The sequence below is a fragment of the Polyangium sp. y55x31 genome (assembly GCF_029946505.1).
GTDB lineage: Bacteria > Myxococcota_A > Polyangia > Polyangiales > Polyangiaceae > Polyangium.
In genome coordinates this window covers 1-22,516 of sequence record NZ_JARZHG010000041.1, presented here as the reverse complement: position 1 = coordinate 22,516, position 22,516 = coordinate 1, and the positions used below count along the sequence as shown (strand labels likewise).

Below are 22,516 nucleotides of genomic sequence, written 5' to 3'. Positions count from 1 at the left end.
GTCCCGCGGCGAGCGGGCGCGTCGATCGGGTGGTGGTTCGCGCCTTCTGGCGCGGCCTAGACGAAGAACGGCAAAAAGACGATCGTGACCACGGGAAGCATTTTCACGAGCACGTGGATCGCGGGCCCGGCGGCGTCCTTCAGCGGATCGCCGACCGTGTCACCGAAGGCCGCCGCGATGTACGTCGGGTTGTCGACCCGCGCGCCGGTCTCGTCGACGAGGTACCGCCCGCCGTGCGCCCCGGTCACGATGTACTTCTTCGCGTTGTCCCAAGCGCCCCCCGCATTGCCGAGCAGGAGCGCGCCAAGGACGCCTGCGATCGTCGCGGCCAGGATCAAGGCGGCGACCGCGTCGGCAACGGCTAGAGGATTATCTTCCGTTCCGGCGAAGCGCAAGCCCAGTCCCACCGCGATCGGCACCGAGGCGGCGACCAGGGCCGGCGTGATCGCATGGCCGAGCGCAGCGCGGCTGCCGAGCTCCACGCAGGCGTCCAGGTCGGGCGCCCCAAGCCCGCCCCGCGTCGCAGGAGCCGAAGACTGGCTCGACCGCGAAGCGCGCGGATGCGGCGGCGTCCACGCCGTGCTCGTCCCGAGCGACGAGGGCGCGTTGATCTGCCGGCGCGCCTCCTCGAGCATGCGCCTGGCCGCACGCGACACGCCGCCGATGCACCGCGAGGCGAACCATACGACCAGGACGATGCCGACAGCCGCGCCGAGGTACACCTCCGGCCGGCCCACCGCGAGCGCATTCGCAGCCGCCGCAGCCGGTTTGCCCGCGGGCAGCCGCCGCTTGGCCTCATCCAGCCAAACCGACACGAGCATCGAAGTCGCGAGCAGCGCCGCCGCGCCCGCCTGCGCCTGCGTGAAGGCCTTCGCCGTGTTGCCGACAGCATCGAGGACCAAGGTCCGCCCCCGAACATCCGGGCGCTCGCGCCCGATCGTCATCTCGACGATCCCGCCGGCGCTGTCGATGATCGGCGCGAAGCCAGCCATCGCGAGCGTGTAGGCAGCCGTGCCGAGCAGCCCCATCGTGGCCACGGCGATGCCAAGCGCGCCGCCGCCTTCGAGGCCCGTGCGCGCGCCGAGCACATGCGCCGACGCCACAGCCGCGCCAAGGATCACGAGCGGAGCAAGCGCGCCCTCGAGGCCCACCGAAGCCCCGCGGAGGAGCGCGAGCGGCGGGCCGACACGCGCAGCCTCGGCGATCTCACGAACGGGACGATACCGGCTCTCCGTGTAGTACTGCGCCACGAAGAGCAAGAGAATCCCGGCAGCCATGCCGACGGCAGCCGCGCCGAAGAGCGGAAGCCAGTGCTTGCCGAGCAGCCACTTCGCCGCGCCCGCCGTGCCCACCGCCCCGAGGAGCGCCGTCACGAAGAGGCCCCGGGCGAGCGCATTCATCGGATCCTCGCGGTCATCCGTGCGCACGACCATCACCCCGAACATCGCAGCGAGCACACCAAAGGCGCGCGTGACGACGGGGAACAGCATGATCGAGAGGACACTCGGGATGCCCTCGTTCTGGCGGAAGACAGCAGCCGCGAGCAACATCGCGCCAAGGTTCTCCGCCACGGTGGACGCAAACGAAGCCGCAGCCTTGCCCGCCCCCTCCCCCGCGCAATCCCCCGCAAGATCCGCGATGGTGGCCGGATTCCGAGCATCATCCTCGGGCAAGCCAAGCTCCTTGCCCGCAAGATCAGCGCCCATGTCCGCGCTCTTCGCAAACGCACCACCGCCAAGCTCGGCGATGAGCGCAGCAAACGCGCCCCCAAGCGCATAACCAGCAATGACGAGCGGGATCGAAGGAGCAAGCTTCAGCGCCATGCCAGGCTCCGCCGAGAACCCACCCTTCTGCGCAAAGACCGCAGCAAAGAGCCCAACGAGCCCAACAAGCCCGAGCGAGACAGAAAACAGCCCCGAGACAGCCCCACCCCGGATGGCAATCTGGAGCGCATGATCGAGCGAGCGCCGAGCACCACTCGCAGCACGCACGTTCGCACGCGAGGCGATCCAGGAAGCAACCTGCGCCGCCGCAACAGCCGAGCCAACGCCAAGCGAGAAGGAGAGCGTGAGCCAAGCCCCAAGCTCGAGCGGCGGAAACGCCTGCGCCTCAGGCTTCTGCCGAGCAAGCCCATAAGCGAGGAAGATACCGCCGCCAGGCACAGCCGAGACCGCAAGGATGGTGCCGCGCAAGCGCTTCGTGAAGAACACCGCAGCAGCCCGAACCCGAGCAGCAACACGCGGCATGTCCCCCTCACCCGTAGGGCAACCAAGCACCCAGCGCGCGAGATACCCCGCGAACCCGATGCCGAGCAGGCTGATGCCAAGGATGAGCGCGAGCTCAGTCATGAGAAGGTGATCGCAGCCATTCGCCCGTGGGTTCGTCGACACGAACCCCATCCCGCTGGGAAGGCGGGCCGCGGGGAGGTCCACTACCGCGATGCGCGCGTCAGAGCAAGCCCGCAGCGCAGCGCCGGGGTTTCACCCCGGACCCCGACCAGGGGTTGTCCACCCCTGGACCCGGACCAGCGCAAGCGCTGGACTCGAGGTCGATGAACTGCGCGATGCGCAGTTCATCGAACAGCCAGTGGCAAGACCAGCGACGGGCTAGCCAGCCAAGACAGCAGCGCTGACGGCTCGATGGGCAACCCCCCGTCGCCGTGTGAGACGAACCCTCGTGGTCTTGCCACGGGCCCGTCGGAGAAACTGCGCATCGCGCAGTTTCTCCGCGTTCGGTCCAGGCCGTGCCTGGTCCGGGGTGCAGGGGGCGGACAGCCCCCTGCTGGGGTGCGGGGCAACGCCCCGCCTCAGAACGCGACGGGCACGAGTACCTTCACCTGCGCGCCCCCGGGCGGGGCGGGGAAGCGGAAGGTGCCTGCGACCTGCGCGACGCAGCTCGTGAGCTCGCGCGACCAGAATGTCGACTCGGGGACCCACACTTCGTCTACGCGGCCCGTGGCGTCGATCGTGAAGGAGAGCGTCATGCGGCCTCGGACGTGGCTGCCGCGCTTCGACTCGAGCAGGTAGCAGTCCTGCACGTCGTCGCGGTGATCGGCGAGGATGCGCTGCACGACGTCGTCGGTGAGTGGACCTGTGATCGTGGCGGCCTCGATGCGGGCTTTTACGCGCTCGTGGGGGCGGCTCGAGCCGTAGCCGTAGCCGCTGCCGTGCCCGATGGCGCCGAGCGTGCCGATGCCGATGCTCTCGCCCGTCCCGCCGCCGCCGATTCCGACCCCGCTCAGGCCGAGGCCACCGAACCCGCTGGCACTTCCGATGACGCCTCCGACGATGCCGCCTTCCGAGCCGAAGGCTGGGGGGAGATTGTCCCCCGGGCCTTGGAGCGCGCCGATCATTCCGAATTCGGCGGCGTCCTCGGGATCCTTCACGAGGGTCGCGGTCCGATCGTTCGTGATGGGTTTGTCCGTGGCCTTGGCCTTGACCCCGTCGCCGACCACCACGACGGGCTCGGGGCCTGCGGAGCGCGCGGCGCTGCTCGCGCAGCCGCCCACGAGCCACGCCGCTGTTGCGAGTGCCGCCACGCGAGCCTGGTTGAGCATGAGGCGAGGGTAGAAGGGGGGATGCTGGGCGTCAACGAGCGACGCCCGAGGGAGGCTTCACGCGGCCGTCGCGTCTTGCCCCTTGGACTTGCCCTCGGCGTAGAGGGCCTCGATCTGCTGGCCGTAGCGCTGCCACACCACGCGCCGCTTCACCTTGAGCGAGGGCGTGAGCAGGCCGTTTTGCGTGGTGAAGTCCTCGCTCGTGAGCGTGACCTTCTGGATCTTCTCGAAGCCCTTCCACTCGGCCGAGTACTTGTGGATCTCGTCCATCACGAGCTCCTTCACGCGCGCGTTTTCGCACATCGCGGCGTCGCTCTCGAACGACAGGCCCTGGCCTTGCGCCCACGTCTTCACGGCTTCGACGTCGATGGCCACGAGTGCGACGTTGTAGAGGCGGTTGTCGCCGTAGACCATCGCGTTGAGGATGTAGGGCGAGAGCTTGAGCTGCTCTTCCAGCGGCGCGGGCGAGACGTACTTGCCGTTCTCGAGCTTGTACTGCTCCTTGATGCGGCCCGTGATGTAGAGGTAGCCCTCGTCGTCGAGGTAGCCGAGGTCGCCTGTGCGGAAGCCTCGATCCTCGGTGAAGACCGCTTTGTTCTCCTCGTCGCGGTTGTGGTAGCCCTGCATGATGTTCGGCCCGTGGATCACGATCTCGCCGTGCTTCGGGTCGCCCGAGGCTTCCTTGTCGATGACGATCTTCACGTGCGGGATCGCCTTGCCGACGCTGCCGATGCGGTGCGCGCCGGGGCGGTTCGCCGTGGCGATCGGGCTCGTCTCCGTCAGGCCGTAGCCCTCGTAGACCGTGATGCCGAGCGCGTCGATGAACTCGGCGACCTCGCGAGACAGCGCCGCGCCGCCGCTGAAGGCGTACTTCATGCGGCCGCCGAACTTCGCGCGGATCTTCGAGAAGACGAGCTTGTCGGCGAGGGCGAGCTGGATCTTCTCGCCGATCGAGAGCGAGCCTGCGCCCTCCTTGCGTTTCTTCGTGGCCGCGCGGATGCCGGCCTTGAAGAGGGCCTGGATGGGCTTCGGCTTGCCGGCCATCTGCTTGTTCACGCCGTCGTAGATGCGGTTGAAGATGCGCGGGACGCTGCAGAGCATCGTCGGCTCGACCTCCGCCAGGTTCGCGATGATCTTGTCGACGCCCTCGGCGAGGGCCATCGCGCCGCCGAGCGAGAGCAGCGCGTGTAGCTCGCACGTGTGGCCGAACGAGTGCGCCCAGGGGAGGAACGAGAGGCTCCGGTCGTCGGTGACGAGCGGCAGGATCTCGTGCACGGCGTTGATGTTCGAGGCGACGTTGCCGTGCGACAGGATCACGCCCTTGGGGTTGCCCGTCGTGCCCGAGGTGTAGATGAGACACGCCGTGTCGGCGGGCGTCGGCTTGATGGCCGGGACCGGGCTCTTCGCGCCGGCTTCGAGCAGCGCGGCGTAGGACGTCGGCTCGCTCTTCGGCCGCGTGAGGCCGATGATGTGCTTGAGCGAGGGCGCCTTCTCCGGGATCTCCTGGGCCTTCTGGTAGATCTCCTCGGTCGCCGTGATGAGCGCGACGGCCGAGCAGTCGTTCACGATGAAGGCCCACTCCTTCGGGAGCTGCGCCTCGTACATCGGCACGAGCGCCGCGCCGAGCCCGTAACACGCGTAGGCCGCGACGGCCCACTCGATGCGGTTGTTCGAGATGATGGCGACGTTGTCGCCGCGCTTGACGCCGAGCGATGCGAGGCCCGCGCGGAAGTCGTCGACGAGCTTGCCCACCTCGCCGTAGGTGGTCCACACCCACCGGCCGTCCTTCTTCACGCCGAACAGATCCTTGTTCTTGAACTGTTTGACGGAGCGCTCGAACAGGTCCACGAGTGTCTCGAATTTCGCCGACGACATGTCCTCTCCTTGGTCGGTCCCTGATGGCCGTGTTGTCGTGCACGTCCGCCGTGCTCGCAAGCGTCCTCGCGCGGCTTGGACGACGACCGATGAGCGCCTTTTTCCCGCGCCGGCCGCCATCATCGCGGCTCCTCTCGCCCCATGCAACAGCCACGGCGGCAAGAAGCGCGTCCGCGTGCTGGCCGCCCCTCCGCCGTTTTGTTACATGAGCGGCGCCATGCCTCGCTACGCCATCACGACGTTCGGATGCCAGATGAACGTCCACGACTCCGAACGGATGCACGAGGTCCTTCGGCGCGCCGGTTATACGGAATCGGACGATCCGCGGGACGCCGACGTGGTCGTGCTGAACACCTGCAGCGTCCGGGAGAAGGCCGAACAGAAGCTGCTCAGCGAGGTCGGCCGCCTCGCGAAGTGGAAACGGACGCATCCCGAGATGGTCCTCGTGGTGGCCGGGTGCGTGGCCCAGCAGGAGGGCGAGCGCCTGCTCACGCGGAGCCAAGGCATCGACCTCGTCCTCGGCCCCGACAACATCCCGGAATTGCCGCGCCTGCTCGACGACATCGGCCTCGGCGCCCCGCCGCTCGTGCGGACGGTGTTCGACCTCGAAGCCCCGCGCTTCTTGACAGCGCATTCCGTCGCGGCGAGTGCGCCCACGGCATACGTGACCATCATGAAGGGCTGCAACGAGCGCTGCTCCTTCTGCATCGTGCCGTATACGCGGGGGCCCGAGCGGTACCGGCCGAGCGCGGAGATCGTCGCGGAGATCGCGGGGCTCGTTTCGGCAGGGGTCCGCGAGGTCACGCTGCTCGGGCAGACCGTGAACAGCTACCGGGATCCGAGCAGCGAGCTCCCGCGCGCGCCCGGCGCCTCGCCCGACGATCCGGACGAGAGCGAGTTCGCCGCGCTCTTGCGGCGCATCGCGGCCGAGGTCCCCGGCCTCGCGCGGCTCCGGTACACGAGCCCGCACCCGCGACACCTCACGCCCTCGCTCATCGAGGCGCACGTGGAGCTCTCGGTCCTCGCCCGGCACGTGCACCTACCCGTTCAGTCCGGGAGCGATCGCATCTTGAAGCGCATGATCCGGCGCTACACGCGGGCCGAGTACGTCGCGCGGGTGGGCTCGCTCGTCGCGCGGCTGCCCGATCTCTCGCTCTCGACCGACATCATCGTCGGCTTCCCGGGCGAGACCGAGGACGACTTCGCCGCCACGCTCTCGCTCGTGCGGGAGGTGGGCTTCCGTGGACTGTTTGGGTTCAAATATTCACAGCGGCCGTACACGCCGGCCCGCAAGCTCGCGGACGACGTGCCCGAGGCCGAGAAGAGCGAGCGGCTCGCGCGGCTGTTCGAGGTGAGCGAAGAGCTCCTCGGGGCGCATTTGCAACGGCTCGTCGGCAGCCGGCAGCGCGTGCTCGTCGAGGGCGCGGGCAAGGAGGGCACGGAGGCCTGGTCGGGCCGCACCGAGCGCAACGAGATCGTGCACGTCACCGGGGCCGAGGCGCTCGATCTGCGTGGGACGATCGTCGAGGTCGTGATCACGCGCGCGAACAAGCACTCGCTCCAGGCCGAGCTCTCGGACGAGGCGCGCGCGTCGGCGAAGCCGCTCCCCGCGGCGACCGTGGAGGCGCCGAAGCCCCGTGCTGCTGGCGAGCGGCGTTCCCTTCCGATCGTGGCCATGGGGGGAGGGTAGGCGCTTGGCGCTCGTGCTTCCTTACGGCGATCATTCGCCGCGGCTCGGACGGGGCGTCTTCCTCGCGCCGAACGCGACGCTCGTGGGCGACGTCGAGCTCGCCGACGAGGCGAGCGTGTGGTTCGGCGCCGTCCTGCGCGGCGACATCGGCCCGATCCGCATCGGCCCTCGCACGAACGTGCAGGACCTCGCTTGTTTGCACCTCACGGACGGCGTCTCGAAGACGACGATCGGCGCGGACGTCACGATCGGCCACGGGGCGATCCTGCACGGCTGCACGGTCGAAGACGGCTGCCTCATCGGCATGGGCAGCATCATCCTCGACAACGCCGTGATCGGCGCGGGCTCGGTCATCGCGGCCGGCGCGCTCGTGCCGCCGCGCATGGTGATTCCGCCGCGATCCATGGTGAAGGGCAGCCCCGCGAAGGTCGTCCGCGAGGTGACCGACGAGGAGGCGAAGCTCGGCATCGCCGGCGCCTCCCATTACGTGGTGAATGCGCAGCGGTACCGCGGGATCTGCGCGGAGACGCCGAGCCTCGGGGGCGAGGAGCGCGAATAACGCCCCTCGCGGGGGCGATCTGCCCACGGAACGTACGCCCTCCCCGCGGGCGTTCTTGGTCACGCCATGCGTGATCTTCCTCCATCGCTTGCCGATAAACTTCCAAAGACGGGAAGGTCTCCGCTACGATTGCGGCGATCTTCCGTGCGAAAGTCCTCTCTCCTCCTCGTCCTCGGCATCGGCACCACCGTCGCTGCGGGGCTCGGGCTCGGCGCCTATCGGTACGGGCCACGTTCTCCGGTCGTCGAAGGCTTGTTCCTCGGCGATCAACGCGTGCCCGACGAAGGCTCGCCCGCCTCGTGGCTCGCGCGTCGTCAGCTCGACGCGCTCGGCTGGGAGGTGCGCTTCCATCACGACGGCGAGATCGTGGAGACCACGCTCGGCGCGGTGGGCGTCGAGATCGACGTGCAGGCCTCGCTCGATCGCGCGGGCGAGGTGGGGCATACGGGCTCGCTCGTAAGGCGCATGCGGGAGGCGCGCCTCGCGCGGCGGAGCCAGGTCTTCGTGCCGCTCTCCTTCTGGATCGACGAGGCGAAGGCGCGTCGGTTTCTGGAGTCGATCGCGCCGCGTTTCTCCGTCGCGCCCGTCGACGCGGTGCTCGACCTCGAGAACAAGCGCAAGATCGAGGACATCCCCGGCCGCGAGCTCGACATCGACGCCTCGCTCGCGGAGATGCGCGCGGCGAGCTTCGAGGACGGCGTCGTGATCCGCCTCGTCACGCGCCGCGTGCCGGCCAAGGTGACCGCGCTCGAGCTGGCGCAGGTCGACGTGACGAAGGTCGTCGCCTCGTTCGAGACCTCGTTCTCGCTCTTCGGATCGGGCGCGGGGCGCGCGGTCAACATCCGCAACGCCGCGCGCAAGATCGACGGCGTCGTCCTGCCGCCGGGCGCGGGTTTTTCCTTCAACGATCGCGTCGGACCCCGCACGCGGGAAAACGGCTTCACCTTGGCGCCCGAGATCCAGGGCGACGAGCTCACGGACGGCATCGGCGGCGGCACCTGCCAGCTCTCCTCGACGCTGCACGGCGCGGCCGTCTACGGCGGGATCGAGGTCCTGCATCGGCAGGGGCACTCGCGCGCGTCGAGCTACACGAAGCTCGGCCTCGACGCGACCGTGAGTTTTCCGATCGTCGACCTCAAGCTCAAGAATCCTTATCCGTTCCCGGTCATGATCCACGCGTATTTCCCGCAGCCGAACAAGGTGCGCGTGGAGATCCTCGGCGGCGAGCCCGTCGCGAAGGTCGAGTATGGTTATGGCGTCGGGCAGTCGTACGATTTCGTCCGTCGCATCACGGTGAAATCGCATTTGCCGCCTGGAAAGCGCATTCATCGGCAGAAGGGCGTGCGTGGGTACGACGTCACCTCGACGCTCCGCATTTCGTATGCCGACGGCCGCGTCGAGGAGCGGCGCTGGTTCAGCGGTTATCGCCCTTCGCCCGAGGTGTACTGGGTCGCGCCCGGGTACGACGAGGCGAATCTGCCGCCCTTGCCCGATCACGCGAAGGGCGTCGAAGGGCGCCTCTCCGAGGACGCTACGGGGACGGCGACGGCGTCATTTCCGGTGCAGGCGCCGGTGCAGGCTCCGGCTCCGTGACGGGCACCTCGGGATCCTTGCAGCAACGGAAGCCGATCTCGTAATAACGAAACATCGGCCCGTGCGAGTCGTTCGTCCCGCGGCAATGGGCCCAGGGTTTGGCCCAGAATCCCCCCTTGAGCGACGACCGATATTGCCACTCTTTGCGTGACGTCCGCACCCACTCTTCCACGTTGCCCACGAGATCCTTCACGCCGAAGCTCGACGCGCAGCGCGGGCGCGAGCCGCTCGGCTCGCCCTGGTAGAGGCGCCACGTCTCGATCTCGCGCACGCGCCGCTCGTCCGCGTTCAGCTTCCCCTCGTCGTACGGGATGAACTCCTTCGACGCGTTGCAGGCGTTCGGGTCGAAGGTGTGGCCGTAGGGCCAGGGCGTGGTCTCCGGGCCCTCGCACGCGAGCTCCCATTCGAATTCGGTGCAGAGGCGCTTGCCCACCGAGGCGCATTTCTTTTCGGCCTCGACGAACCGCATCATCACATCCGGCCGCTTGCCCTCGCGGTTCGGCCACTCGTGCTCGTCCATGCACACGTGCACGGGCGTCGCGACCGGTTCGAGCGCCAGCATCCCCGGGAGGAACGAATAACAATGCCCCTGGCGCCGCGTCGTGCAGAGCCGCTGCACGTTCTCGTAATGGACGCCCGAAACGAGCCGCGTGCCCGAAGGACAGACCGCGGCAGGAGGCGTGGCCGGAGGCGCGACGGGCGCGGCTTGCGGCGCGGCGAAGAGCTGGGTGAGGAGCGTCGGAAGGAGCACCGAGGCGGGGCATCCTAGCGCAGAAACGGCCCTCTCGGGCGCGGAGCAACGCTACGGCGCGACGAACCCCGGCCCACATGTCCTCCGTCCGCTCGCGGGTCTCGTACGTCCGGGCTAGGATGCGCGCCATGAAGCGGACGATGCTTGGCTTCCTGGGGATCGCGGCGCTCGCGTTCGCGGGGCTCGGGGCTTGTGGCGGCAAGGTGGTGATCGACGCGGGCGGCGCCGGCGAGGGCGGCGCAGGCGCGGGCGGCAGCGGCAGTGCCGGGACGAACACCACGACGAACGGGACGGGGACGGGAGGCGGCAGCCAGCAGAGCCTTTGCGAGCAGGCGTGCGCGAGCCTCGGCATGGTCCCGGAGTGCGCGGATCCGAACTGCCTCGACGGTTGCCTGGCCGAGTTCCAGAACGCCGGTGATTGCCTGAACGAGGTCACCGCCGCGGTCCAGTGCATCGCCGAGAACGCGGGCATGAACGGCGAGTGCTTCGGCTCGGTCTGCGCCCCGCTCATCCAGGCGATCGAAGACTGCAAGAACCCGGGCAGCCTCTGCGGCGCGAACGTTTGCTCCGAAGGCTCCGACGGATCGTGCAAGTGCGAAGGCCAGTGCAACGGCAGCCAGGTGTCCACGGAGTGTTTCCCGCAGCCCGGCACGACGCAGGTCTGCGTCTGCTCCATCAACGGGATGCAGGTCGGCAAGTGCGACGCCACGCTCGGCTCCTTCGCCTGCGGGGTCACCGAGGGCTGCTGCGCCCAGTTTTTCTTCTAGAAGTCGAGGCTATCGATCCCCAACGGGAGGATCGAGGGGTCGTCGAGCAGATCACGGCCCATCCGCAGATCGTAGTGGCGCGCGCGGTTCGTGACGCGGGCGAGAAGGGCGAGGTGCTCGGTCTTTCCGGGCACGTCGTCGATCACGAGGCCGCCGCTCGACGCGATCAGGTTGCCGAGGGCCTCGGCCTTCGCGAGGGGCGCGAGCGTGGTCGGTTGATCCGGCTCGATGCGCGGGTGAAGGACGAGGGTCGGCGCGAGGCAGGTGGGCCGGTCTTGGCCCGGGAAGGCGCGCTTCGGGTCGACGTCGCGTTTGTCGCCTTGGCGCTTCGTGGGGCCTGCGAAGGGCATAAGGCGCGGGAAGGCCGAGAGCGCGGCCGGGCCGACGTGAAAGGGGCGCGGGAAGGCGCAGAGGCGCGGGCCTCGGGGGTCGTCTTCGAGGAGGAGCGCGTCGTCGCCGAGGAATTCGTAGCCGGCGGACGCGAGCGTGATCGTGGTGGTCGTCTTGCCCGCGCCCGCGCCGCCGACGACGAGGACGGCCTCGCCGTGCCTCGGGTGCACGAGGGCCGCGGCGTGCAGGTGAAAGAGGCCGCACGCGCGGAGGGCGAGCGAGAGCGCGATCTCGAGCGAAGCGCGCGCCGAGCCGGCGACGAGCTCTTCGCCGGAGAGGAAGGCCTCGATGCGCGAGGCTCCTGCGGGGACGAGGATGCGGCTCTTGTGATCCCAGAGCAGGAAGGCCGGCGGCGCGCCCGTGGGCTCGCGGTAGGCCTGCACGATGCCGTGGAAAAACGAGGGGCGGTATCCCTCGGCGGAAGGATCCGCGTCGAGCGAAGCACCCCCGCGGCGCAGAAAGATCTCGATGCGGCCACGGCCATCCGCTCGGCCGATGCCTTCGTCGAGGCCGAGCTCGCGGACGAGATCGGGCGCGCCGTCCTCGGTCGTCCACGCGAGCGTCACGCCGTGCAGCGCCGCGGTTTGCATCCTGCTCAGGCCGGAAGCACGAGGCCGTCTTCGAGCATCTCGCGCAGCACGCTGTCGACGTCGCGCGCGGCCGTCTCGTGATCGATGCGGAAGAGCGAGGTGATCCGCTCGGCGATCGCGCCAGGCTCGGCGAGCGGCTCGGCGAGGGATTTCCACACGATCACGGCGGCTGCGTTCAGCGTGAAATAGAACTTCGTGTCGAGGTGGAGCAGGACGCCCGTGCCGTCGTCGAGCTCGGTGAAAAGCACCTGGGGGTTCGGTTTGGGCAGGCGCGGCTCGGTCACGCGGCGGGCTCCTGTGGACAGGGGTTCGGGGCGTAGCTCGGCTCGCCCGAGCGTAGCCCCGAGCGTGGACAAGGGTAGGCGTACGTCACGACGAGATCGGGATCCAGTTCTTCGCCGTACGGCGCGCCGTCGAGCTCTATCCACGCATGCCCCTCGATCTCTCCAGGTCGAGACAGGCCCATGACGAAACGCGCGGCATGCCCGGCGCGGCGGAACATCGAGAAACGCGCGAGTGAGCGGTAGAGGCAGGTGTCGGGCACGAAGGGCAGGCGAACGGTGATCGCGTCCGCGCGCGCGAGCGCCTCGTCGAGCACGTCGAGCGGCGCGGGATCGATCGTGCCTCGCGAGAGCGCGTCGAGCAGCGCGGGCAGGCTCGATCGCGCGACCCGCAAGGGGAGCGACAGGCGCAAGGCCAGCGCGGTCGCGGAGAGGCGGAGACGCTGAGGCCAGAGCGAAGGCATTTCGCGCTCCCCCGAGCCGCCTAGCGCACGACGGGCAAGGTGACCTTCTTCGCCCACGCGCCGCGCCATCGCTCCCGCTGCGCCGGAGGGCCGTCTGCGCCCTCGTCCGTCCAGTGGGGTTTTTCGAAGTGCTTCATGCACCAGTTGCAGGGGAAGTGGTCCCACGTGCCGAGCGAGCCCTGGGCCATGGCGGCGAGCTTCGCCATCTGGGTCTCGTGGATGATGCCGAGCAGGCGGCCGTGGGCTTCGAGAAGGCTCGTCGTCGCGAGGTCGCCGGCGATGTCGCGGGCAGGGCCCGCGCTCGGGACACCGGCGTGCTGGCAGCAGAGGTTCAGCCGGCCTTCCACGTCGATGTGGAGCAGCTCGCTCTTCATCGGCTCGCAGACGTGGAAGGGTTGTTCCCGGTAGAACCCCTCGGGCATCGTGACGGGCACGGTGAGCGCGGCGGCGAGGCGCTCGATGCGGTGCTGCGCGTTGTTCCAGGCGCGCGGCGGCAGGTAGAGCTGCTCATCGTGGTGCGTGCCCGTCGCCTGGAGGATCGAGAACGAGGCGCGCGTCGCGCCGAGCTGCGCGGCCATGAGGCCAAAAGGCTCGATCTGGTGCACGTTGCGCGCGTGGAGCACCATCTGGAGCACGAACGGAATGCCGTGCGCGGTGCAGAGGGTCACGGCCTTCATGACGTCGCGGAAGCTGCCTTTGCCGCGGATCGCGTCGTGCATGTCCTCGTCGGCGCCGTCGAGGCTCAGGTTCACGGCCGTGAGGCGCTCGCGCCGGGCCGGATCGTCGCGCACGAGCGAGAGGAACTGCTCGAAGCGGCGGCCGTTCGTGACGACGTGCCAGGTGAAGTCGTGCTCCACGATCGCGTCGAGCACGCCTTCGAGCTCGGGGTGGAGCGTGGGCTCGCCGCCGGTGAGCGCGATCTGATGCGTGTGGTAGAGCCGCTTCGCGTCGGCGAGGACCTTGCGGATGATGTCGAGCGGGAGATCCTTCGGTTTCCGTCCGGGATCACGCAGGCAGTGCTGGCAGTCGAGCTGGCAGCGATCCGTGAGGTGCAGGGCGATCCACGTGACGGCCATGCCTAGCCCATGAACGTGGTGCCCGTCATGGCCGGGCCCATGGGCGTGAAGAGCGTCGCGCGGGCCACGGAGCGCTTCTTCGTGAGGCGCGGCGGCTCGTAGGGCTTGCGGGGGTCCTCGGCCGGTTCTCCCTCCGCGCGGGCAGGGTCGCCTTCGACCTCGGCGCTTCTGTCTTCGATGTCGGCCATGCGCGTCGTTCTCCTCGTGCCAGCGTACCACAATGCGAGCGCCTAGACTTCGTTGCGCCCGCGCTTCGCGCCATTCAGGTCCGAAGCGGCGTGAGCAGGGCGTGCGGGTAGGGGCCCTCCTCGAAGATCACGACCTCGTAGCCGGCCTCGAAGGCGGCGCGCGGGATCTCGTCGGGCGAGAGGTACGAGAAGAATCCGCCATCCGGGAAGAACTGGTCCCCCGGCTCGCTGCGGCCCGGCGCGCCCATCGCAGTGAAGGCGCGGCGGAGCGCGTCGCGCAGGCGGCCTTTGGTCTCGGTCTTCGCATCGGTGTCGTGGCGAAGCTGGAAGCTCGTGAGCACGACGGCGCGCGGCGCGAGCGTGCGGACGGCGCGAAGAAGGCCGAGGCGCGCCGAGGCGGGCAGGACATGCGAGAGGCTGCCCCAGCCGAGGATGACGGCGTCGAAGGAGAGCGGATCGCCGAGCGAGGCGAGCGGGCCACCGCGGCCCTCGGAGGCGGCGACGAGGTCGTCGTAGGAGCCGAGGAGGATGTCTGCCTGGCGGCCCTGCACGAGCGCGCGGGCGCCCTCGACGAAGTCCGCGCAGGGGTCGAAGGCGGTCACGGTGAAGCCGCGATCGAGCAGCGCGACGACCTCGCGTCCGGCGCCGGCGGCGCCGACGAGGACACGTCCGCGGCGGGGGAAGGCGGGCGCGTCGAGGACACGTTTTTCCCAGGTGAAGAGGCCGCTTTCGAAGCGATGACCGCCGGGGAGGTAGGTCTTCTGGCGCGCGTAGAGCGCGGCGGTGAGGGCGGCGCGATCGGCCTCGGGGATCCAGGCGAGGAGCAGCTCGTCGCGCAGGCCTTCGCGTGCGGTGGCGATGCGATGCGCGAGGCGGTCGGCCGCGAGGAGGGCGCGGACCCAGGGAGGGATCCTGTACGTCACGGCGCGCATCCTAGCTGTTTACGCGGGGCGTGCAGGGAGGCGCGCGACGATGAATCTGCCTTTCCCTCTTCGGTAAACCTTTTGCTTGTCGATGCCGCCCCACCCTCCCGCGCAGATTTTCAGCGCCTTTGGCTGGGGCAACCTGGCGACCATCTCGGGCGAGGGAATGGCCGCGCCTTGCGGTCGTCGGCGTTGCGGCGAGTCATGGGCACGTGTAGCCCTCTTCGGTGCATGGAAGCGACAATCGATCTGAACCTCGTCCGCGCATTCGTCGCTGTCCACGTCGAGGGCAGCTTCTCTGCGGCCGCTGCGCGGCTCGGGGTTCCGCGCTCCACCGTCAGCCGCGCGGTCGCCGTGCTCGAAGAATCGCTCGGCGTGACGCTCTTCCATCGCACGACGCGGCGGGTATCGATCAGCACGGCGGGCGCTGCGTTGTTCGATCGCGTCGCGCCGCTGCTTCAGGCGCTCCAAGCGTCGCTCGCCGATCTGCCTGAGCGCGAGGCGGCCCCGTCGGGCACGTTGCGGATCACCTCCACCGTCGACCTCGGCGCGATGGTGCTCGCCGAGGCAATCGCGCGGTTTTCGGTCCGTTATCCGAACGTACGCGTGGAGGCGCACCTCACGAACACCGTGGTGGATCTCGTGAAAGAGGGCATGGATCTCGCGCTCCGCGTCTGGCACAGCCCGCTCCGCGATTCGACGCTCGTCGCTCGGAAGGTCGGGACGCTCGCGATCCACCTGTACGCCTCGCCGTCGTACCTCGCGCGAAGGGGGGCGCCGCGCGTGCCAGGCGACCTCGATGGGCTCGACTGGATTGCGTTTCGAGGCGTTCCCCCGCTTTTGCTCTCGGGGCCTGCCTCGAAAGCGACCGTTTCGGCAACCCCGCGCATCGCGGGCGACGACATGTGGTTTCTCCGGGAGGTCATCAAAGCAGGCGCGGGGATCGGCTCGCTGCCGTCTTTCATGGCGGACGCGGACGTGGCTGCGGGCACCTTGGTGCGCGTCCTGCCGCGCTGGACCGCCTACAGCGGCACGGTTTATCTCGTGCACTCGGGCCGCAAGCACCTGCCCCCGAAGGTCACCGCGTTCCGCGAGCTCGTGGCCGAGATGCTCCGGCAGCGCCCGCTCTCGGTCCCTGACGACGGGGAGCGCTGATTGTTGCAGACGAGCACCAAAGATTCCAGGAACGAATCATTGTTCTAGGGGACGGACGAGCTCAACCTCCATTCCCAGGAGGCCAGCATGTCCAACTCCGCCGTTCTCGTCACGGGTGCCTCGGGGCACCTCGGTCGCCGCGTCCTCGAACTCTTGCTGGAGCAAAAGGTCGGACCGATCATCGCGACCACGCGCACGCCCGATTCGCTGAAAGAATTCGCCGCGAAAGGCGTCGAGGTTCGCCGCGCCGATTTCGACGACGAAAAAAGCCTCGTGGAGGCATTCCGCGGCGTCGGCCGCGCGCTTTTGATCAGCACCGATGCCCTCGATCGTCCAGGCCGGCGGCTCGCGCAGCACCAGGCAGCGTTGCGCGCGTTCGAGGCCGCGGGCGTCGAGCACGTCGTCTACACGTCGCTGCCCAACCCGGTCGGGTCGCTCATCCTCATTGCGGACGACCACGCCGGGACGGAGGCCGCGCTCGCCGCGAGCCGCCTCGATTTCACGATCCTGCGCAACAACCTCTACGCCGACATGTTGTTCGTGTGGCTTCCGCCGGCGCTTGCATCGGGCAAGCTGGTCGACGCGCGTGGAGACGGCGCGACCGCATGGGTCACGCGCGACGATTGCGCGCGCGCGGCGGCAGCGGCGCTCGTGGACGGCGTGAAGGGGCGACGCACGCTCGACGTCACCGGTCCCGCGGCGCTGACGAGCAAAGAGCTCGCGGCCATCACGAGTGATGTCTTCGGCCGGCCGATCGAGCACGTCTCGGTTTCGATCGAGGCGCTCGTGCAGGGCATGGTCGATCACGGAATGCCCGAGCCCATGGCGAAGACGTTTGCGTCGTTCGACGCGGGCATCGCGAGAGGTGAGCTTGCAACGGTGACGGATACGGTGCAGCGCCTCGCGGGCCGCGCCCCGCAGTCGATTCGTGAGTTCCTCGTGGCGAATCGAGCCGCGCTCGCGAGCCCTCCGAAGGCCTGACGCTTTCGGGGTCGACGCCCAGGGGGGGCGGAGTCCGGAGCGGGAGCGGGAGCGGGAATGGTCAAGCTTCAGCGGGGGCGGGGCTCGTCGGTTCGGCTGCGAGCTCTTCGGCCGATTCGTTCGCGCCTTTCCGGCTCCCTTCGACGACCGGGAAGATCACGTCCTGAAGTTCGCGATCGCGGGGGAAGGTGGCCCGGACGATGCCGATGACCTTGTCCACCGCGTCGTGATGCGCGTCGCGCAAGGCGAGCTCGACCTTGAAGGCCTCGTCGTGCGCGGCGAGCGCGTCGAGGTGGGCGGCGACCGCGCCTTCCAGCGTCGCGAGGGCTGCTTCGAGCTTTGGCGACCAGGCATTCCGATAGGCGTCGATTCCGGCGAGCTTGGCGTTCTGGAGCCGCTCGACGAGATCCTTCAGGGGTTTGACCTGGCGTTTCCCCATGGGAATGACCACGGGCCGGAGGCCTTTGGGAAACAGGCATGCGCAGAGCCGACCGCGCCGTCCGCCGTCCTCGATCTCCGCGGCGCGGAGGGCGGAGCGGATGACACGTTCGGCGCCCATCTCGGCGAATCGGAGCGCGGCGCGGGTTTCGAGGACGGGGATGCGGAGCGCGCAGCGCTTGTCGTACTGGGCGCCGAGCGCTTCGTTCACCGCCTTGATGTGACTCGCGGCGGAAGCGGTCTCCGGAAATTGCGAGAGGCCGGCGCCGAGCTCGACGCCATACTCGAAACGAACGGTCGAGGCGGCCTTGTGCGAATACTTGCGCATGATCGTTTCCCTGGGCCCATGGCCCGGTGTGGTTGGTTCTCGACAGACCCACGCGGCGAGGGGCGCGCGGGGGTGCCCGTTGAACGGAGAGCGGAAGATTCCATTCGAGGCGAGCAGGAGTCCGACGATCCGCGTGGGCAGAGGGGGGTGATGGGCGTCAGGTGGAGCGGATCAATGTGGGGAGCGGGGGTTGATGGGCGTCGGGGGGCGCGGAGCAAGATGAGGCGCGGGGGTTGATGGGCGTCGGGGAGCGCTCCTTGAGATGGGGAGCGGGGGTTGACGCTCGTCAGGGGGTATTGCGCATGATGAGGAGCGGGGGTTGACGCTCGTCAGGGGGCATTACGCACGATGAGGAGCGGGGGTTGACGCTCGTCAGGGGGCGCGGAAGAGGATGGGGAGCGGGGGTTGATGGGCGTCGTGGGGCCTGGCCACGCGTGGGCGGCTTCGATAGAGTCGTGCACCCAACACTTCCATGGAACCCACGGTAACGGTACTCGCCACGCTCGGGAAGGTCTTCGCCGCTGGGGCGCTCAGCTACCTCGGCGAAGCCAAGCAGGGCTTCGATGAGACGGACGTCAGCGCGATCAGCGCCGTGCTCGAGGCGCTCGGCAGCGTGCACGGGCTCACGACCGCGAAGAAGCCGACGCGGATGACGGCGGTGCATACGGCGCTCGTGCTCCAGGCGTTCGGCATGGCATTTGCCGAGCACTGGGCAGGGGACGAGCGGATGGCCCCGGGACTCAAGGAGAAGTCCTGGGTGCATCGGGTCCTCCGATCGGGTGACCAAGCCGCGCGGGAAAAGGAGATCCAGACGCGGCTCAAGGTCGCCCTGGGGTGGCTTCTGCCGGAGTTCGAGAAGCATGCCGCGGCGGAGCGGCTCTCGGCGATGCATGCGCTGCATCCCGATCCGATGGCCACGCCGATCTATCAGGCGCTGTACACGGCGTTCGCGGATGAGCGATTCGAGGGGAGCGAGGGCACGGCGCTGCTCGACATGCGGCGGGAGGGGGCGCGGCTCCAGTTCGAGGGCGCGTTTCAGATGGCGTATGCCGAGCTGCTGGTGACGACGGCCGGGCAGGAGCTGGGGCGGTTTTTGCTGGCGGTCGACGAGGATCGGCCGCGGCAGCTCCGGCGACGATTGATGGAGGATTGGTCGATCTCGGACAGGCGGCACGTCTTCGGGACGACCACGCCCGGCGTGCCGATGATGCCGCTCGGGTTCATGTATGTGGAGCCGGATGGCCTTTGGGGACAGATGCGCAAGCCGCTCCGCGGGCTCATCGGCGACTTGCTTGGGACGCATCGCATCGTTCTCGTACGTGGTGATTTCGGCATGGGGAAGTCCCTCACTGCGCGGATGCTCGCGAAGGGATGGGCTGAGCAGTACATGCGGGCCGTGGACAAGACGTCGACCGAGCTCGTGCTTCCGGTCTTCATCAAATGCGCGCGTGATTTCCAGCGCCAATCCTTCGAAGCGACGGTCCGGGAGGCGCTCCGCAACCAGGCCGAGGGGATCGGGATCTCTCTGCGTCGGAGTGATGAGGCTCTGGCGATGCCGCCGGACACGATGCGGGTCGTATATCTCGTGGATGGGCTGGACGAGGTTGCCTTGTCGCATATGGAGGTGGAGCAGCTCTTTCGGGAGCTGAAGGGGGCGACGAGGCATCGGGTGGTGGTGTTCTCGCGAAAGGGCGCCTTGCCTGCGGAAGAAAAGCTCAAGGGTATCCCTGTCATCGACGTGCAGCCCTTCCGCGAGAACGATCAGATCGGGGCTTGGCTCGATCGCTGGAACCGGATCAGTGGACGCGAGCCCATCGCGGTCGAAGAGCTGAAGAAGGCCAAGCTCCTGGAGCTGGCGACGACGCCCATCCTGCTCTTCATGATTGCCATAACGTGGAATTCCACGCGGATCGAGTTGGGCGAAACGAGCCAGGTGGCGATCTACGAGCACTTCTTCCAGCAGATTGCCGCTGGGAAGTGCAAGCACGATCGGGATCGGCACCCTCGCGTGGCGGAAGCGTCAGAGAAACTACGGGAGAAGCTGCGCGAACGTGGCTATATCGGGAGAAACGCCTCGCTGGAGGAGGCGATGTTGTTGCTCATGTCGCGCATTGCGTGGGAGCACCGGAGGCGTGAAGCGCGGGACGAGTACCTCGATTTGCAGGACGTCAACAATCTTCTCCGGGATGCGCTCGACCTCCGTGGAGATCCACAGGCACAAGAGATGATCCGTATGGGCGCCCTGCTCGTGTTGCAGGCGGATCTACGGGATCAGAACCACACGATCTTGTTCGGCCACAAGAGCTTCAGAGAGTTCTTGACGGCTCGCTGGTGGGCGGATCGACTGGGAGCGATCATCCAGGAGCGTGAAGAATCGAGGCAAAAGACTCTGGAGCGCGATCTCTATGGTGCGATATTGCTCCAAGAGGACGATCGTAGCTTCGAGTTCTTGATGGCCATTCTGAACGGTGTCCAGTGGAAGGAGAAAGAGCGAAAGAAAATCGGGGGTTGGGCGGAGCGCGCATTCCTTGATGAGCGGCCTGGATTCGACAAAGATGAGGAAGCACGGCTCTGGCGCGATGATCAACGCGTTCGGCTTCGGCATGCCGCGCTGGCGATTCGGTGTTCGCTAAATGGGCTGAAACCACTGAAGGCCAAGACGTCGCCGATGCGTTCGATGCTGGGTTGGTTCTGGAGCCATGGCACATGGGTGCGATTGTATGCTCCAGGAATAAGTGCAGAAGGCATGTCCCTACCGCGTGCTGACCTCGCCGGAGCGGATCTCCGCAGCGCGAACCTCAAGCACGCGAGACTCAGCCATACAGACTTGCTTGAAGCGAATCTCAGCGGGGCGAATCTCTGCGGCGCGATCCTGGCCCATGCAAATCTCAGCATGGCGGATCTCAGCAGAGCAGACCTCAGCGGAGCGGAGCTCGATGAAGCGGACCTGGGAGACGCAATTCTTAGCGAGGCGGACCTGAGCGAGGCTGACCTCAGTTATGCAAACCTGATAGAGGCAGACCTCCGCGGGGCGAAACTCCGTTGGACAATTTTCAGTGGTGCGGACCTCCGAGATGCGGACCTCAGCGAGGCGGACCTCAGCGAGGCGGACCTCAGCGGAGCGGACCTCAGCGGAGCGGACCTCAGCGGCGCAAAGCTCATAGATGCGGACTTTACGAACGCGGACCTCAGCGGAGTGAACCTTAAAGGCGCCGTTTACAGTCAACGTACTCGATGGCCCATAGCCTTTGACCCCAGCTCTCAAGGTGCATGCGAGGTCGACACTCAGTGATGGCTGGCGCAAGCGTGACAAGTCTCTCCCGCGCCAGCCGCAGGCGGGCGTAGGCGGTCTTCAACCGTATCCGCAGTCTGCGGGCAATCTCCATCATGGATTGCCCCTCGATCTCGTAGGCGATCAGCACGGCCGCGACCTTCCGGCCGAGCTTTCGCAGGGCTCTCGCGAGGAGGCGGGCCGCGTCGATCGCCTCGGTCACCCGTGGAAACGCTACTGGCTCCGGTACCTCGCCTGCGAGATCCTCGACGCGATTTCGCGCAAGCTTGCGATGGTTTGCCGCGATGTAAAGCGCGACCGTGTAGAGCCAGGGCCGCGCTTGCTCGCCCCACACGAGGCCGTCCCGGCGGCGCCAGGCGATGAGGAAGACCTCCTGTACGAGGTCGTCGACCTCGCGCTCCTCCACGCGGCCATGCTTCAAGAGGACGGAACGGACGAAGCCCCGGTATTCCCGGTAAAACCACGCGAAGGTGGCCTCCGGGGAGCGATGGGTTGCAGGTTTCTTGGCGGATTCAGGACAGACGTCTACCTTGATCACAGCTCGTGAACTCCAGTTACCGTGGGGTTTGCGGGTCAGACGCCGGTCGGTGTTGCAAGCGCCGGCTGGCGTCGCTTGTTTTATCTCACAGGTCGGGCCGGAAGGAAATCCCCAAAGGCGGAGATTGGTTCGTCCGGGGAGAGCCTACGATCCAAAGGGAATGGGCGAGGGGCCTTGCAATGGGGGCTGTGATCCAGGGCGAACGGGCGGGCCGCCCGGGGAGGACGGCCCGCCGTGCGTCTCAGCGTCGGGTCAGGCGGGACAGGGTGCCGATGATGTGGTCCAGCTTCAGGCGTAGTTCCTCGTCCACGTTATCCACGTACCCGAGCGCTTCGGCCACATCCAGACAAGCACGGACCTCTGCCGCCGAACCCATGGCCGTATGCCACCGAGCCCGTTCGTTCCTTCCTTCCTTGCGAATAAGCACCCTCGCTCAAATTCAAAGGAACGCTCGTTGCAGCCCGCCGCAATTGGTCCCCCAGATTCGCATCCTTCGCCCCGATTCGATCGATCACGGGCCGCAACAGCCTGAGCATTTCGATCGCCACGCCATAAATCCTGAGCACCATCGTTTCCTCCGTATCCCCGACCGGGGACCCTCGTCCCCGGCCCGCGCGCGGAGGAAGGCGAAAGGCTGCGAGGCGAAGCCTCGCACCGCGCGCAGCCGCCCGGAGCCGCGCGCAGCGAAGCGAGCACGGCGAGGACGGCGAGCACGGCTCGGCCTTTCGCCTTCCGAGCACGCGGGCACACTCGCCCTCCCCGGACGAGAACAAAGAATGCAGCAGCAGCAGCAGCAGCAGCAGCAGCAGCAGCAGCAGCAGCAGCAGCAGCGGCAGCAGCGGCAGCAGCGGCAGCAGCAGCAGCAGCAGCAGCAGCACCATCGTTCCCGTAAAACCGATTCGTTCCCCGACGAACCTTTCCCTTGTGCTCGCCGCGCGCCCGCAGTAAGGCGCGCTCGTGCCTTCCCTCTTGCACGAGGCGATTATCGAGCTCTTCCGCAACCGGCCGCTCCTCGCGGCGGAGCTGATCCACGAGGCCCTGCACGTCCCGCTTCCTCCGTTCACGGAGGCTCGGATTGCCT

At 67.9% G+C, this 22,516-nt stretch carries 20 protein-coding genes; 7 read left to right on the top strand and 13 right to left on the bottom strand.

The features are described from left to right. Positions 1-56: 56 nt before the first annotated feature. From QHF84_RS41815 to QHF84_RS41805, 3 genes are all read right to left on the bottom strand, one after another. Positions 57-2,348, bottom strand: a complete 2,292-nt coding sequence (locus QHF84_RS41815; protein ID WP_281319161.1) for a sodium/proton-translocating pyrophosphatase — start codon at positions 2,346-2,348, stop codon at positions 57-59. 458 nt (positions 2,349-2,806) lie between these two features. After that, positions 2,807-3,556 (bottom strand): AgmX/PglI C-terminal domain-containing protein, encoded by a 750-nt coding sequence (locus QHF84_RS41810; RefSeq protein ID WP_281319160.1) that lies wholly within the window; start codon positions 3,554-3,556, stop codon positions 2,807-2,809. Positions 3,557-3,613: 57 nt separating this feature from the next. Continuing rightward, on the bottom strand, positions 3,614-5,431 hold the full coding sequence (locus QHF84_RS41805; protein ID WP_281319159.1) for a long-chain fatty acid--CoA ligase: 1,818 nt from the start codon (positions 5,429-5,431) through the stop codon (positions 3,614-3,616). Positions 5,432-5,648: 217 nt separating this feature from the next. On the opposite strand from QHF84_RS41805, the gene miaB reads away from it, so the two are divergent. The 3 genes from miaB (at position 5,649) to QHF84_RS41790 (ending at position 9,273) form a co-directional block, all read left to right on the top strand. Further along, a complete protein-coding gene (gene miaB / locus QHF84_RS41800; protein WP_281319158.1) occupies positions 5,649-7,121 on the top strand; it encodes a tRNA (N6-isopentenyl adenosine(37)-C2)-methylthiotransferase MiaB in 1,473 nt (490 codons plus the stop codon). A gap of 13 nt (positions 7,122-7,134) precedes the next feature. Continuing rightward, positions 7,135-7,680, top strand: coding sequence for a gamma carbonic anhydrase family protein (locus QHF84_RS41795; RefSeq protein ID WP_281319212.1), 546 nt, complete (start codon positions 7,135-7,137; stop codon positions 7,678-7,680). A gap of 144 nt (positions 7,681-7,824) precedes the next feature. Beyond that, positions 7,825-9,273 carry a VanW family protein gene (locus QHF84_RS41790; protein ID WP_281319157.1) on the top strand — a complete coding sequence of 483 codons (1,449 nt, stop codon included), beginning with the start codon at positions 7,825-7,827 and terminating at the stop codon, positions 9,271-9,273. On the opposite strand, the gene QHF84_RS41785 is transcribed toward QHF84_RS41790, so the two are convergent. Beyond that, on the bottom strand, positions 9,212-10,024 hold the full coding sequence (locus QHF84_RS41785; RefSeq protein ID WP_281319156.1) for an SUMF1/EgtB/PvdO family nonheme iron enzyme: 813 nt from the start codon (positions 10,022-10,024) through the stop codon (positions 9,212-9,214). The genes QHF84_RS41790 and QHF84_RS41785 overlap by 62 nt on opposite strands. 128 nt (positions 10,025-10,152) lie before the next feature. On the opposite strand from QHF84_RS41785, the gene QHF84_RS41780 reads away from it, so the two are divergent. Continuing rightward, positions 10,153-10,791, top strand: coding sequence for a hypothetical protein (locus tag QHF84_RS41780; RefSeq protein WP_281319155.1), 639 nt, complete (start codon positions 10,153-10,155; stop codon positions 10,789-10,791). Here the strand turns inward: QHF84_RS41780 and QHF84_RS41775 are convergent. The 6 genes from QHF84_RS41775 to QHF84_RS41750 all read right to left on the bottom strand — a co-directional run bounded on the left by QHF84_RS41775 (position 10,788) and on the right by QHF84_RS41750 (position 14,703). After that, the gene (locus tag QHF84_RS41775; protein ID WP_281319154.1) at positions 10,788-11,771 is read right to left on the bottom strand and encodes a hypothetical protein; all 984 of its coding nucleotides are present in this window, start codon (positions 11,769-11,771) and stop codon (positions 10,788-10,790) included. The two genes, QHF84_RS41780 and QHF84_RS41775, sit on opposite strands and share 4 nt — an antisense overlap. A 5-nt stretch (positions 11,772-11,776) precedes the next feature. Continuing rightward, on the bottom strand, positions 11,777-12,055 hold the full coding sequence (locus QHF84_RS41770; protein WP_281319153.1) for a PqqD family protein: 279 nt from the start codon (positions 12,053-12,055) through the stop codon (positions 11,777-11,779). Next, on the bottom strand, positions 12,052-12,516 hold the full coding sequence (locus QHF84_RS41765; RefSeq protein ID WP_281319152.1) for a lasso peptide biosynthesis B2 protein: 465 nt from the start codon (positions 12,514-12,516) through the stop codon (positions 12,052-12,054). Before QHF84_RS41765 ends, QHF84_RS41770 begins: the two co-directional genes overlap by 4 nt. Positions 12,517-12,536: 20 nt before the next feature. Further along, positions 12,537-13,592 carry a radical SAM protein gene (locus QHF84_RS41760; RefSeq protein ID WP_281319151.1) on the bottom strand — a complete coding sequence of 352 codons (1,056 nt, stop codon included), beginning with the start codon at positions 13,590-13,592 and terminating at the stop codon, positions 12,537-12,539. Between the two features lie 2 nt (positions 13,593-13,594). Next, positions 13,595-13,780 (bottom strand): hypothetical protein, encoded by a 186-nt coding sequence (locus QHF84_RS41755; protein WP_281319150.1) that lies wholly within the window; start codon positions 13,778-13,780, stop codon positions 13,595-13,597. A gap of 74 nt (positions 13,781-13,854) precedes the next feature. After that, complete coding sequence (locus QHF84_RS41750) at positions 13,855-14,703, bottom strand: hypothetical protein (RefSeq protein WP_281319149.1); 849 nt, start codon at positions 14,701-14,703, stop codon at positions 13,855-13,857. Positions 14,704-14,934: 231 nt separating this feature from the next. Between QHF84_RS41750 and QHF84_RS41745 the strand changes: the two genes are divergently transcribed. Together QHF84_RS41745 and QHF84_RS41740 are read left to right on the top strand one after the other, a co-directional pair. After that, complete coding sequence (locus QHF84_RS41745) at positions 14,935-15,858, top strand: LysR family transcriptional regulator (RefSeq protein ID WP_281319148.1); 924 nt, start codon at positions 14,935-14,937, stop codon at positions 15,856-15,858. Between the two features lie 87 nt (positions 15,859-15,945). After that, positions 15,946-16,839 (top strand): SDR family oxidoreductase, encoded by an 894-nt coding sequence (locus QHF84_RS41740; protein ID WP_281319147.1) that lies wholly within the window; start codon positions 15,946-15,948, stop codon positions 16,837-16,839. 61 nt (positions 16,840-16,900) lie between these two features. On the opposite strand, the gene QHF84_RS41735 is transcribed toward QHF84_RS41740, so the two are convergent. After that, the gene (locus QHF84_RS41735; protein ID WP_281319146.1) at positions 16,901-17,605 is read right to left on the bottom strand and encodes a hypothetical protein; all 705 of its coding nucleotides are present in this window, start codon (positions 17,603-17,605) and stop codon (positions 16,901-16,903) included. 472 nt (positions 17,606-18,077) lie between these two features. Here QHF84_RS41735 and QHF84_RS41730 point away from each other — a divergent pair, with 472 nt between their 5' ends. Further along, a complete protein-coding gene (locus tag QHF84_RS41730; RefSeq protein ID WP_281319145.1) occupies positions 18,078-20,897 on the top strand; it encodes a pentapeptide repeat-containing protein in 2,820 nt (939 codons plus the stop codon). Here QHF84_RS41730 and QHF84_RS41725 read toward each other — a convergent pair. Both QHF84_RS41725 and QHF84_RS41720 read right to left on the bottom strand, forming a co-directional pair. Then, complete coding sequence (locus QHF84_RS41725; RefSeq protein WP_281319144.1) at positions 20,809-21,435, bottom strand: RNA polymerase sigma factor; 627 nt, start codon at positions 21,433-21,435, stop codon at positions 20,809-20,811. The two genes, QHF84_RS41730 and QHF84_RS41725, sit on opposite strands and share 89 nt — an antisense overlap. Before the next feature lie 311 nt (positions 21,436-21,746). Further along, the gene (locus tag QHF84_RS41720) at positions 21,747-22,316 is read right to left on the bottom strand and encodes a four helix bundle protein (RefSeq protein WP_281319143.1); all 570 of its coding nucleotides are present in this window, start codon (positions 22,314-22,316) and stop codon (positions 21,747-21,749) included. Between the last annotated feature and the right edge of the window lie 200 nt (positions 22,317-22,516).